This window comes from Microbacterium sp. SS28 (assembly GCF_022761035.1).
In the GTDB taxonomy this organism is placed as follows: domain Bacteria; phylum Actinomycetota; class Actinomycetes; order Actinomycetales; family Microbacteriaceae; genus Microbacterium.
Genome location: NZ_JAKWJP010000006.1, coordinates 1 through 12,698, shown reverse-complemented (window position 1 = coordinate 12,698; position 12,698 = coordinate 1). Strand labels below are relative to the sequence as shown.

12 protein-coding genes are annotated in these 12,698 nt (G+C 70.9%); 11 read left to right on the top strand and 1 reads right to left on the bottom strand.

Annotation, left to right across the window (positions count from 1 at the left end; genetic code table 11):
• Position 1 precedes the first annotated feature (1 nt).
• On the bottom strand, positions 2-1,423 hold the full coding sequence (locus MJ607_RS16565; RefSeq protein ID WP_243076725.1) for a hypothetical protein: 1,422 nt from the start codon (positions 1,421-1,423) through the stop codon (positions 2-4).
• Positions 1,424-1,528: 105 nt separating this feature from the next.
• Between MJ607_RS16565 and MJ607_RS16560 the strand changes: the two genes are divergently transcribed.
• From MJ607_RS16560 to MJ607_RS16515, 11 genes are all read left to right on the top strand, one after another.
• The gene (locus tag MJ607_RS16560) at positions 1,529-2,275 is read left to right on the top strand and encodes a dienelactone hydrolase family protein (protein ID WP_243076724.1); all 747 of its coding nucleotides are present in this window, start codon (positions 1,529-1,531) and stop codon (positions 2,273-2,275) included.
• Positions 2,272-2,406, top strand: a complete 135-nt coding sequence (locus tag MJ607_RS20080; RefSeq protein WP_279234805.1) for a hypothetical protein — start codon at positions 2,272-2,274, stop codon at positions 2,404-2,406. Before MJ607_RS16560 ends, MJ607_RS20080 begins: the two co-directional genes overlap by 4 nt.
• Positions 2,407-2,691: 285 nt before the next feature.
• On the top strand, positions 2,692-3,744 hold the full coding sequence (gene argC / locus MJ607_RS16555) for an N-acetyl-gamma-glutamyl-phosphate reductase (RefSeq protein WP_243076723.1): 1,053 nt from the start codon (positions 2,692-2,694) through the stop codon (positions 3,742-3,744).
• Positions 3,745-3,841: 97 nt separating this feature from the next.
• On the top strand, positions 3,842-4,999 hold the full coding sequence (gene argJ, locus MJ607_RS16550) for a bifunctional glutamate N-acetyltransferase/amino-acid acetyltransferase ArgJ (RefSeq protein ID WP_243076722.1): 1,158 nt from the start codon (positions 3,842-3,844) through the stop codon (positions 4,997-4,999).
• Positions 4,996-5,901 carry an acetylglutamate kinase gene (argB, locus tag MJ607_RS16545; RefSeq protein ID WP_243076721.1) on the top strand — a complete coding sequence of 302 codons (906 nt, stop codon included), beginning with the start codon at positions 4,996-4,998 and terminating at the stop codon, positions 5,899-5,901. Before argJ ends, argB begins: the two co-directional genes overlap by 4 nt.
• A complete protein-coding gene (locus tag MJ607_RS16540) occupies positions 5,898-7,133 on the top strand; it encodes an acetylornithine transaminase (RefSeq protein WP_243076720.1) in 1,236 nt (411 codons plus the stop codon). The genes argB and MJ607_RS16540 overlap by 4 nt, the downstream gene beginning before the upstream one ends.
• Positions 7,130-8,053, top strand: a complete 924-nt coding sequence (gene argF / locus MJ607_RS16535) for an ornithine carbamoyltransferase (protein WP_243076719.1) — start codon at positions 7,130-7,132, stop codon at positions 8,051-8,053. The genes MJ607_RS16540 and argF overlap by 4 nt, the downstream gene beginning before the upstream one ends.
• Before the next feature lie 13 nt (positions 8,054-8,066).
• Positions 8,067-9,335, top strand: a complete 1,269-nt coding sequence (locus tag MJ607_RS16530) for a heparan-alpha-glucosaminide N-acetyltransferase domain-containing protein (RefSeq protein WP_243076718.1) — start codon at positions 8,067-8,069, stop codon at positions 9,333-9,335.
• Positions 9,332-10,762 (top strand): argininosuccinate lyase, encoded by a 1,431-nt coding sequence (gene argH, locus MJ607_RS16525; protein WP_243076717.1) that lies wholly within the window; start codon positions 9,332-9,334, stop codon positions 10,760-10,762. Before MJ607_RS16530 ends, argH begins: the two co-directional genes overlap by 4 nt.
• Before the next feature lie 70 nt (positions 10,763-10,832).
• On the top strand, positions 10,833-11,480 hold the full coding sequence (locus tag MJ607_RS16520; RefSeq protein ID WP_243076716.1) for a SatD family protein: 648 nt from the start codon (positions 10,833-10,835) through the stop codon (positions 11,478-11,480).
• Entirely contained in the window at positions 11,477-12,334 is an 858-nt protein-coding gene (locus tag MJ607_RS16515) for a hypothetical protein (protein ID WP_243076715.1), read from the top strand. Before MJ607_RS16520 ends, MJ607_RS16515 begins: the two co-directional genes overlap by 4 nt.
• Positions 12,335-12,698: the final 364 nt, after the last annotated feature.

Sequence of the window (12,698 nt, the reverse complement as noted above, 5' to 3'; positions counted from 1 at the left end):
CTCACTCCTGCGCGATCAGGTTCAGAAGCGCCCAGGCGGTCGCCGTCGTCACGACATCGCCGTGATCGTCGATCTTGTCGTCGCCGTCCAGGACGATGATCTCGGGACCGTCGCGCCGCAGGTCGTAGAAGTCGCCGGGGCTGGGTGCGGCGGCCGGATCCATCATCTCGACCTTCGCGACCTTCGCGACGGGCTCGATGCCGCGGGGGCCATAGCCGCCGAGCGCCGCGTAGATGCTGGGCGGCGGGTCGTCGCCGCCCGCGATCAGGATCTCGCCGATGTCCTTGGGCCGGATGAGGGCGTGGTGGAACACCTTGCGCAGCGGGAAGTCGTGTACCGAGACCGTCGTCAGGATGGGCAGCTCGACCTTCGCGATCGCCTCGTGGTAGCCGCCGGGGGGAGTCCCCTCGAACCCGGGCAGGGCGTCGGCGAAGCACAGGTGGTTGACGGCCGGCTGGAGGAGCAGGAGGCTCCGCACGCTGCCGGGGAGCGGCCCGTCGACGGGCCGCGAGACGGCGTTGAGCAGCAGCCGCGCGCCGTAGGAGTGGCCCACGAGGTGGAAGCGCGCCTGCGGGGCCGCCGTCATGGCGCGGCGCAGGACGCTCCCGACGCCCCTCGCTCCGACCTTCCCCGCGCGGTCCTTCATGACGCGGACCGTCGTGAGCCGCAGCAGCTGCCGCGGATCGCTCGGGAACGAGCCCGCCGCCACAGGCGCCGCCGGGGCTGCGGCATCCTCCCCGTCGTCCTCCTCGTCGGCCTCCTCGTCGGCGGCGACGCGCACTCCGCCTCGGCCCGGCGCGACGGCGACGGCCTCGGGAGCCTCGTACGCCTTCCACGCCGCGAGCAGATCCGCGACGGTCGCCGCGTGGGGGTCGTGCAGATCCTCGTCGTCGGCAGAGCTGATCCTCAGCAGCAGCTCCGCGAGGCGCTCGGCTTCTTGCGCGTCGAGCTCCGCCGCGTCGGTGAGCGCATAGAACTCCTCGAGCTGCTCGTCGGGGAGGAGCTCGGCGATGGTCTGCTGGTCCTCGACCTCCCACGCGTCGAGGGCGGGCCTCTCCGCGGGGTCGCCGCCGGCGATCCGCGGCGGCTGCTCCCACGGGAGCACGAGCGACGTCGACGGCCAGAAGATGCCGATGGCGAGCGGACGATACGGATGCTTCGGCTTCACGCCCGTCCGCCGGTGCACGACGCCGAGGTTGTCGATGAAGCCGCGATAGTTCTCGAGCGCCGTCTTCCAGATGTTGTTCCACCCGTGCGCGCACACGATGACGTCCGTGAACTCGCCGCTCTCGAGCTTCTCGATGAGGTCCTGCGTCGTCTCGGGCGAGATGAGTGCGCCGAACTTGTCGAAGCGGAGCGCGTAGAACGGCGACTCCACCCCGCCGATCGACGGGAACGTGAACAGCGGTCCTGGTTTCGGCATTCGGAACGACCCCCCGATCGACAGACCCCCACCTGGTCGCACCAGATATACCCGTCCAGGGGAACCCCCACAAGAGTCACGCGGACGAGGCGGTAGCGTGGCGCCATGCCCGATGTGACGCTCCAGGATGCCGCGGCCGCCCCCTTCCCGGTGTACGTCGCCCGACCCGAGGACGAGCCCATCGGCGGGCTCGTCCTGATCCACGAGATCTGGGGGCTCGTCGACCACATCCGCGATGTCGCGGACCGGTTCGCCGAGGAGGGCTGGCTCGTCGCCGCGCCCGACATCCTGAGCAGCGCGGGGGTCGAGCCGCACCTCGGGGCCGAACTCTTCGCGCTCATGAACGACCCCGACGAGGAGGTGCGCACGGCGGCGCAGCCGCGCCTGCGCGACGCGCTCTCGAGCATGCGTGCACCGGAGTACGCGGACTGGGCCCTCGGCGCGCTCCGCGCCGTCGTCGACTGGCTCGAGGCGCAGCCGGGTGTCGAGGATCGCCTCGCCGTGACGGGCTTCTGCTTCGGAGGCACGTATTCGTTCGCGCTCGCCGCGGCGGACGGCCGCATCCGCGCCGCGATCCCGTTCTACGGGACGGCGCCCGCGCCCGAGGTCATCCGTCGGATTGAGTCGCCGATCCTCGGCCTCTACGGCTCCGAGGACCGCGCTCTCATCGACGCGCTGCCCGGCGTGCGGCAGGCTATGGCGGACGCGGACGTCGAGTTCGAGGCCGTCGTCTACCCCGGCGCCGAGCACGCATTCTTCAATGACACAGGGCGGCGGTACAGCCCGGCGCACTCGATGGAAGCCTGGGCGCGAGCGCTCGACTTTCTCGACGAGCACGTCGCCTCGCGATGACCACCGTCCTCGTCCTCGGCGGGACGGGCTGGCTCAGCGGGCACATCGCGCGCAGCGGGCTCGACCGCGAGCGGCGTGCGGGGCTCACACGCGCCGCGGAGCGCGCGCTGCTCGCCGAGCTGACGGGCTGACCGCGGCACGCGCCGGTCACGGGAGCACTCCGAGAGCGTCACGCGATTTGCGGATGCCGCGTCCCCGCGGATATCGTCGGCGCATGCCTTCGGCGACCCAGGGACTCACGACGCTCGTTCCGAGCGTCGCTCCCGCGCGCCGACGTCTGGGCGACCGCCGACTCTAGGCGACCCTGCGCGCGGTCCTGTCGTGGACCCCGAGCCGGCGTCGCCGCCTCTCCCGATGTCCGCTCTGCGGACCTCGGATGAACTTCGCGCAGACCCCCAGACCTTAAGGTGGAATCCATGACGTACTCGGTCGCCGTCTCCGGCGCATCCGGCTATGCGGGCGGCGAGATCCTGCGGATCCTCGCCGCACACCCCGACATCGAGCTGCGCACCGTCACGGCGCATGCCAACGCGGGGCAGCCGCTCATCCAGCACCAGCCGCACCTGCGATCGCTCGCGCACCTGATTCTCTCCGAGACGACGCCCGAGGTGCTCGCGGGCCACGACATCGTCTTCCTCGCGCTGCCGCACGGGCAGTCCGGCCAGTACACCGATGCGCTCGCCGACGCGGCGCTCGTCATCGATGCGGGCGCCGACCACCGGCTCACGTCGCAGGCCGATTGGGACCGCTTCTACGGCGGCGCCTTCCACGAGCCGTGGACGTACGGCGTTCCCGAGCTTCTCGTCGCAGGGGCGAAGCAGCGCGAGAACCTCGTCGGCGCGACGCGCATCGCGGCTCCGGGGTGCAACGCGTCGACCGTGAGCCTGAGTCTCGCCCCGGGTGTCGCGGCGGGGGTCATCGACCCGTCCGACATCGTCACGGTCCTCGCCGTCGGGCCCTCGGGCGCCGGCAAGAGCCTCAAGACGAACCTCCTCGCGAGCGAGATCCTCGGCACCGCCAACCCCTACGCGGTCGGCGGCACGCACCGGCACATCCCCGAGATCCGGCAGGCGCTCGCCGCGTCCGGCGCTGCACCGGCCGACAGCATCCGCATCTCCTTCACTCCCGTCCTGGTCCCCATGGCGCGCGGCATCCTCGCGACGTCGTCGGCGCCCATCGCGCCGGGCACGACCGACGACGACATCCGCGGCGCGTGGGAGGCCGCGTACGGCGACGAGACCTTCGTGCAGCTGCTGCCGGCGGGCCAGTTCCCGCGCACGGCCGACGTCGTCGGCGCCAACACGGCCCTCCTCGGGCTCGCGATCGACCGCGACGCGAACCGCGTCACGGTCGTCGCCGCCGTCGACAACCTCGTCAAGGGCACGGCGGGCGCCGCCGTGCAATCCATGAACCTCGCGCTCGGCCTCCCCGAGGGCCGTGGCCTCACTGTGAACGGAGTCGCGCCGTGACCCCCACAACCTCCTCCGTGTCCCACTCGGGCCGGATCCCGGCCCGCTCCGTCCGGCCGAATCGGGACACGCAGAGCGGGAATGGGGAGGTCGCGCCGTGACCGTCACCGCACCCCTCGGATTCGAGGCCGCCGGAGTCGCGGTCGGCCTGAAGTCCTCCGGAAAGCCGGATGTCGCGGTCGTCGTCAACCGCGGACCCCTCAAGGTCGGCGCCGCCGTCTTCACGAGCAACCGGGCGAAGGCCAATCCCATCATCTGGTCGCAGCAGGCGATCCAGGACGGCGTCGTCGAGGCGATCGTCCTCAATTCGGGCGGCGCCAACTGCTTCACGGGCTCGTTCGGATTCCAGACGACGCACGAGACAGCCGAGAAGGCCGCCGAGCTGCTCGGCGTGTCGGCGGGCGACATCCTCGTCTGCTCTACGGGCCTCATCGGCACGGGCGACGACGTGTTCCGTGCCAAGGTGCTCGAGGGCACGACGCAGGGCATCGCCCAGCTGAGCGCCGACGGCGGCGACGCGGCATCCGAAGCCATCATGACGACCGACTCGCGCGCCAAGCGCTCCGTCGTCGCGGGCGAGGGCTGGTCGATCGGCGGCATGGCGAAGGGCGCCGGGATGCTGGCGCCCGGCCTCGCGACGATGCTCGTCGTCCTCACGACCGACGCCGTGCTCACCGCCGCCGAGGCCGATGCGCATCTGCGGGCCGCGACGAACGTGAGCTTCGACCGCCTCGACTCGGACGGCTGCATGTCGACCAACGACCAGGTGTCGCTGCTCGTCTCGGGCGCGTCCGGCGTCACGCCCGACCCCGACGCGTTCCGCGCGGCACTCACGGAGGTCGCGGCCGACCTGGCACGTCAGCTGCAGGGCGATGCGGAGGGCGCGAGCCACGACATCACGATCCAGGTCGTGCACGCCGCCTCCGAGGCGGACGCCGTCGAGGTCGGCCGCTCGGTCGCGCGCAACAACCTGTTCAAGGCCGCGATCTTCGGCAACGACCCGAACTGGGGGCGCGTGCTCGCGGCGATCGGCACGACGCAGGCGGAGTTCGATCCGTACGACGTCGACGTGTCGATGAACGGGGTGCGCGTCTGCTCCGCGGGCGGCCCCGACCGCCCGCGCGACGAGGTCGACCTCACGCCGCGGGCGACGAGCATCGTGATCGACCTCAAGGTCGGCGACGCCGAGGCGACGATCCTCACGAACGACCTCACGCACGACTACGTCCACGAGAACAGCGCGTACGCCTCATGAGCGACATCGAACGGCAGGACACCGACCCCGCAGAGGCGAGCGCCAAGGCCGCGACGCTCATCGAGTCGCTGCCCTGGCTGCGGCGCTTCCGCGACCAGGTCATCGTCATCAAGTACGGCGGCAACGCGATGGTCAGCGACGAGTTGCAGGACGCCTTCGCCGCCGACATCGCGTACCTCCGCTACGTCGGGGTCAAGCCCGTCGTCGTCCACGGCGGCGGCCCGCAGATCTCGTCGATGCTGGACCGCCTCGCGATCCCGAGCGAGTTCAAGGGCGGCTACCGCGTCACGAGCACCGAGGCGATCTCGGTCGTGCGCATGGTGCTCACGGGGCAGATCAATCCTCAGCTCGTCGGCAAGATCAACGCGCACGGTCCCCTCGCAGCCGGTCTCTCGGGCGAGGACGCGGGCCTGTTCGGCGGACGCCGGCGTGGTGTCACGATCGAGGGCGTCGAGCACGATCTGGGGCGCGTCGGCGACGTCGTCGAGGTCGATCCGCAGCCTGTGCTCGACCAGCTCGCGGCAGGCCGCATCCCGGTCGTCTCGAGCATCGCGCCCGACCTCGATCACCCGGGGAACTCACTCAACGTCAATGCGGATGCCGCGGCCGCGGCTCTCGCCGTCGCGCTGGACGCCGCCAAGCTCGTCGTCCTGACCGACGTGCCGGGGCTGTACTCGGACTGGCCGAACCGCGACTCGCTCGTCTCGCATCTGACCTCGAGCGAGCTGCGCACGATGCTGCCGTCGCTCGAGTCGGGCATGATCCCGAAGATGCAGGCGTGCCTCGACGCCGTCGAGGGCGGCGTCGAGACGGCGGCCATCATAGACGGCCGCGTGCCGCACTCGGTGCTGGTCGAGATCTTCACGAGCAAGGGAATCGGAACGGAGGTGGTGGTCGGATGACGACGACCTGGAAAGACGACGCGGGGCGCGACCTGGTGCGGAGCTTCGGCGAGCGGATGGCGCTGTTCACGCGCGGCGAGGGCGCCTACCTGTGGGATGACAAGGGCCGGCGCTACCTCGACTTCCTCGCGGGCATCGCGGTCAACTCGCTCGGCCACGCGCACCCCGTCTTCGTCGAGGCGGTCGCCGCACAGGCTGCGACGCTCGCGCACGTCTCGAACTACTTCGCGACCGAGCCGCAGCTCGCGCTCGCCTCGCGCCTCAAGCGGCTCGCGGGGACGGGCCCTTCGGGCCGCGTCTACTTCGGCAACTCCGGCGCCGAGGCGAACGAGGCGGCGTTCAAGCTCGCGCGGCTCCACGGCGGCGCCGACCGGCCGCGGATCCTGTCGCTGCGCGACGCGTTCCACGGCCGCACGATGGGCACGCTCGCCCTGACCGGCAAGCCGTGGATGCAGGAGCCGTTCCTGCCCATGGCCGGCGGGGTCGAGTTCATCGACTCGACGATCGAGGCCCTCGAGGCCGCGATCGACGACCGTGTCGCGGCGCTGTTCGTCGAACCCGTCAAGGGCGAGGCGGGCGTCGTCGAGCTGCCGGAGGGATTCCTCCGCGCCGCGCGCGAGCTCACGGAGCAGCACGGCGTGCTGCTCATCATCGACGAGATCCAGACCGGAGCGGGCCGCACGGGGGAGTGGTTCGCCTTCCAGCACGACGGCATCACGCCCGACGCGATCACCGTCGCGAAGGGCATCGGCGGCGGCTTCCCGATCGGGGCGCTCATCACCTTCGGCGCCGCGAGCGAGCTCTTCTACCCCGGCACGCACGGCTCGACGTTCGGCGGCAACGCGCTCGGCACGGCGGTCGCCGGTGCGGTCCTCGCCGAGATCGAGCGAGCCGACCTCGTCGCGAACGCCGCGGAGCGCGGTGAGCAGCTGCGCGCCGCGATCGAGGCGATCGGCTCGCCGTTGGTGAGTGGATGCCGGGGCAAGGGGCTTCTCGTCGGCGTGGGGCTGCGGCATCCCGTCGCCAAGGCCGTCGTCGCGGCCGCGCAGGAGCACGGACTCATCATCAACGCGCCCAACGACGAGACCATCCGGCTCGTCCCGGCCCTCACGATCGGAGACGTCGAGATCGACGAATTCGTGCAGCTGTTCGCCGCGTCGCTGGAGACCGTCGCGCACGCCCTCGTCCTCGAGGACGAGCCCGCCCAGGCCGGTGCGGAGGTGCGCGCATGACCCGCCACCTGCTGCGCGACGACGATCTGACCAAGGCCGAGCAGGACGAGATCATCGATCTCGCGATCGCGCTCAAGAAGGACCGCTGGAAGCTCAAGCCGCTCGAGGGCCCGCAGACGGTCGCCGTGATCTTCGACAAGTCCTCGACGCGCACGCGCGTGTCGTTCGCGGTCGGCATCGCCGACCTCGGGGGCGTGCCCCTCATCATCTCGACGGCCAACAGCCAGCTCGGCGGCAAGGAGACGCCCGCCGACACGGCGCGCGTGCTCGAGCGCCAGGTCGCCGCGATCGTGTGGCGCACCTACGCGCAGAAGGGTCTCGAAGAGATGGCGGCGGGCACCTCGGTGCCGGTCGTCAACGCCCTGAGCGACGACTTCCACCCGTGCCAGCTGCTCGCCGATCTGCTCACGATCCGCGAGCACAAGGGCGACCTCGCGGGGCTCACGCTGGCGTTCTTCGGCGACGGCCGCTCCAACATGGCCCACTCGTACATGCTCGCGTGCGTCACGGCGGGCATGCATGTGCGCGTGGCCTCGCCCGAAGACTACGCGCCGCGCGACGACGTCGTGGCCGACGCGGATCGCCGCGCCGCCGAGACCGGCGGGTCGGTGGAGCTCTACACGGACGCCAACGAGGCCGCGGCGGGCGCCGACATCATCGTGACCGACACGTGGGTCTCGATGGGCAAGGAAGAGGAGAAGCTCGCGCGCCTGCGCGATCTGGGCGCCTACAAGGTGACGCGCGAGCTCATGGCTCTCGCGAAGCCCGAGGCGATCTTCATCCACTGCCTTCCCGCCGATCGCGGCTACGAAGTCGAGGCGGACGTCATCGACGGGCCGCAGAGCGTCGTGTGGGACGAGGCCGAGAACCGGCTGCACGCGCAGAAGGCGCTCCTGGTCTGGCTGCTCCGGCAGTCCTGACCGGGCACGTCCGGTGAACGCGGTCCGCTCGACTCCGGCCGATGAGGTGGCGCCCCCGGCGGCGACGCGGGAGTGGCTCGCGTCCCGCTGGGAGCGGCTGAACGGTCCCGCGCGCATCCCGGGAGTGGACCTCGCGCGGGGTCTCGCCGTCATCGGCATGCTCGCGGCGCACCTCTTCACGATCGACCGCCTCGTGTGGGCCGACCCGTCCACGTGGGCGGGGGTCGTGCAGGGCCGCTCGTCGATCCTGTTCGCGACGCTCGCGGGTGTCTCGATCGGGCTCGTGACGGGTGCGCGGACGCCGTACGAGGGGGAGCGGATGTCGACGGCGCGCAAGCGCCTCGTCGTCCGCGCGTCGCTCCTGTGGGTGCTCGGCATCCTCCTCATCGCGACGGGCACGCCGATCGTCGTGATCCTGCCCGCCTACGCGATCCTCTTCCTGCTCGCGATCCCGCTCACACGGCTGACGGCGCGGACGCTGTTCGTCCTCGCGGGGGCGCTCGCGCTCGCGACGCCCGTGCTCGCCGAGTCGATCGATCGCCTTCCCTTCTGGGACGGCGACGTCGGTGAGATCGTCGAGATGGCACTCGGATGGCGCTACCCGTTCGTGTCGTGGATCACGTTCGTCGTCGCGGGCCTCGCCATCGCTCGCGCGGGCGTGCGTCGCACGCGCGTGCAGGTGTGGCTCGTCGTCGCCGGGGGTTCCCTCGCCGTGCTCTCGGCCGTCATCGACGTCGCGACGGGTTCGAAGTCCGACTCGAGGTCCGCGACGCTGTGGGAGTCGATCTGGCTGGCCGGCGCCCACACCGGAGGCATCCTCGAGATCGTGGGATCGGGCGGCTTCGCGCTCGCTGCCGTCGGGATCTGCCTGCTCGTGTGTCGCACGTTCGTCGTGTGGATCGTCCTGCCGCTGCGCGCCGTCGGATCGATGCCGCTCACCGCCTACGTGGCGCAGGTCCTCGCGTGGGCGGTCGTGGCGTGGCTCGTCTTCGGAGACCCGGGCCGCCTCTTCGCCTTCCGCTCGCTCGAACCCTTCCCGGCGTTCACGATCGGGATCCTCATCGCGTGCACGATCTGGGCGCTCACGCTCGGGCGGGGCCCGCTCGAGTGGGTCACGGATCAGGTCGCCCGGTTCATCGTGCCCGGGGCGTCGTTCTGGACCGCGGGCAGCCCGGGCCTCGCGTCCCCGCCCGCTTCCTCGACGGATGCCCCGTCGACGGCTGCCGCAGCGCCCCCCGCGCCGTCGGCGCCCGAGGCCGGCCCCGATAGGCTGGAACGATGAGCGATGCGAAGGGCGAAGGCACGAACGAGGGCGCACTCTGGGGCGCACGATTCGCATCGGGGCCGTCTCCCGAGCTCGCCGCGCTGAGCCGTTCGACGCACTTCGACTGGAGCCTCGCGCTCTACGACATCGCGGGCTCGCACGCGCACGCCAAGGCGCTCGCCGCGGCCGGGTACCTCACCGCCGATGAAGAGCGCGCGATGCACGAGGGTCTCGACACCCTCGCCCGCGGCATCCAGGACGGCACCCTGCGTCCCGTTCCCGGCGACGAAGACGTGCACGGTGCCCTCGAGGCCGCGCTGCTGCGCGCCGTCGGGCCCGAGCTCGGCGGAAAGCTGCGCGCCGGCCGCAGCCGCAACGACCAGATCGCGACGCTCGTGCGGATGTACCTGCTCGACCACTCCCGCACGATCGCGCGCGACATCCTGCGTCTCGTCGATGCCATCGCGGCGCAGGCCGAGGCGCACCCGCACGCCATCATGCCCGGCCGCACGCATCTGCAGCACGCGCAGCCGATCCTGCTCGCGCACCACCTCCAGGCGCACGCGTGGCCGCTCGTGCGCGACCTCGAGCGCATCCGGGACTGGTCGGTGCGCGCGTCGGTGTCGCCGTACGGCGGGGGAGCGCTCGCGGGATCCAGCCTGGGCCTCGACCCCGAGCTCGTCGCGCGCGAGCTCGGACTCGCACGTCCCTCCGAGAACTCGCTCGACGGCACGTCCGCGCGCGACGTCGTCGCGGAGTTCGCCTACATTGCGGCCCAGATCGGCATCGACCTCTCGCGCTTCGCCGAGGACGTCATCCTCTGGAATACGCGGGAGTTCGGGTTCGTCACGCTCGACGACGGGTTCTCGACGGGGTCGAGCATCATGCCGCAGAAGAAGAACCCCGACATCGCCGAGCTCGCGCGCGGCAAGGCGGGCCGCCTCGTCGGCAATCTCGCGGGGCTCCTCACGACGCTCAAGGGGCTTCCCATCGCGTACAACCGCGACCTGCAGGAGGACAAGGAGCCCGTCTTCGACTCGGTCGCGACCCTCGAGGTCGTCCTTCCCGCCTTCGCGGGCATGATTGCGACGCTGCGCTTCGACACGGAGCGCATGGCGTATCTCGCGCCGCTCGGCTTCTCGCTGGCGACGGATGTCGCGGACTGGCTCGTGCGCCAGGGCGTGCCGTTCCGCGATGCCCACGAGATCTCGGGCGCCCTCGTCAAACTGTGCGAGGAGCGCGGCATCGAGCTGCACGAGGCGACGGACGAGGATCTCGCCTCCCTCTCGCCGGCTCTTCTGCCCGAGGTGCGCGACGTGCTGACGATCGAGGGATCGGTCGGCTCGCGCACGGGTGCCGGGGGCACCGCGCCGGTCCGGGTCGCCGAGCAGCGCGCGGAGCTCGTGGCGCGCACACAGGCCGCGGCGCACGCGCTGGGCCTGTGACCCCCGCTTATCGATCCAACAAATAAGGCTTTCGCTTATTCATCCACGAGATAAGTGATACGCTTATCCAATGGTCGTCGCCGTCATCGCGGACATCGTCGGATCCCGTCGTCTCTCCGATCGCGCCGAGGCGCAGCAGCTGCTCGATTCGACGATCGCGCAGCTCGAGCAGTCGCTTCCCCTTGCGAGCGAGCCGCTGCGCCCCACGGTCGGCGATGAGCAGCAGGGCGTCTTCGAGGCACTCGATGACGCGCTCGCCTGGCTGCTGCTGCTGCAGCTCTCGCTCCCAGACACCGTCGAGTGCCGATTCGGTCTCGGCGTCGGGGCGATCGACACCTTCCCGTCGGCTGGCGGGGCGCTGCATGACGGCCCCGGATGGTGGGCGGCCCGCGAGGCCATCGAGCACGTCCATGCCAAGCAGCAGCGCGCCGCGCCGAGCGCGCGCACGTGGGTTGTCGCATCCCCCGGCGAAGATGCAGGAGTGCACATCGCCGTCCGTCACGCCAATGCGTATCTGCTCGCGCGCGACCAGATCGTGGGCTCGATGAACGAGCGCACCCGCCGGCTCACGCTCGGCCGGTGCCTCGGCGTCACGCAGCGCGATCTCGCACAGGCCGAGGGCATCACGCAGCCTGCTGTCTCGCAGTCGCTCGCGACCGCTGGGGCATCCGCCATCGTCGAGGGCTATGCGCTCCTGCGGGCGGGGGAGCCCTCGTGATCGCGGCCGGCTTGCTGCTCCTCGCGATCGGCGCGGCCGATCTCGTGCGCGAATTCGCTCCCGCGCGGCGCCGCTGGATCGGCTTCGCCGCCGGAGCGCTCGTCCTCCTCGTCGTTGCAGCCTTCGCCGCGGCGCTCCCGGCCGCGCTCCTCGCGCTCGCCGTCGCCGCCGGCTGGGTGGTGCTCACTCCCGTCGCGGGTCGTCCGCGCGCGGGCTTCTGGCCCGTCGTCGCCGTCGGCGCCGTGAGCGCACTGTCCGTGGGCTTCTTCCCGCCGCGCCCCGATGCGGGGCTCATCGGCGAGATCTGGAATCTCGACAGCCCGTTCGGCCCGCTCACGTTCGACCACGTCGTGCTCCTGACGGGCGCCGCGGTCTTCCTGCTCGAGTCGGCGAACGTCGTGGTGCGCGCTGCGCTCGCTCAAGAGCACGTACAGGTCGTGCAGGTTCCCGCTGCCGTCGCCGTCGACGAGCAGGGGACGGATGCCGCTGCCCCCGATGACTCCGCTGCCGCTGTGGATTCCGCAGGCGTCGCATCCTCCGACCCCGCGCGGGGTGCACTCGAATCGGCGGGGCTCGCCGAGTCTGGAGAGCACCCAGAGGCTGTCGCGGTGCTCAAGGGCGGTCGACTCATCGGCCCGCTCGAGCGACTCATGGTGTTCGCGCTCACGCTCGCCGGCATGTATCCGCTCCTCGCTGCCGTGCTCGCCGCGAAGGGGATCGTGCGCTTTCCCGAGATCTCTCGCGACAGCGCCGCGGGCAACCGTGCGGAGTACTTCCTGATCGGCAGCCTCGTGAGCTGGGTGCTCGCTCTGGCCGCGGCATTCCTGGTGTGGTGGGCGTTCGCAACGCCGTGACACGCCCGGGATGCGGGCAGGATTTGCCGAACCGTGGGGAGCCACGTAACTTATTACTTGTTCGCCCCACAGGGAAGCGGAGAGGCCGAGAGCCTCACCCCCCTCAAGTGGAGAACCACCCCCCATCCTGATCCTCCTTGAGGGTTCACACCTTCGGGTTCGGATGGAGGTTTCCCTCCTCGAAACTGTCGAAGAGTGCTGCCGTAGACGTGGAACATCGTCACGGAGGCCGATTTGACAAGCGCGAGGCAAGGGATAAGATAGAGAAGTTGCCCTGCGGGACGGCCGAGAGGCTGGCGCGGGAGCATCCGATCCTTGAGAACTCAACAGCGTGCACTTGTCAAATGCCAAATTACCTCGTGGT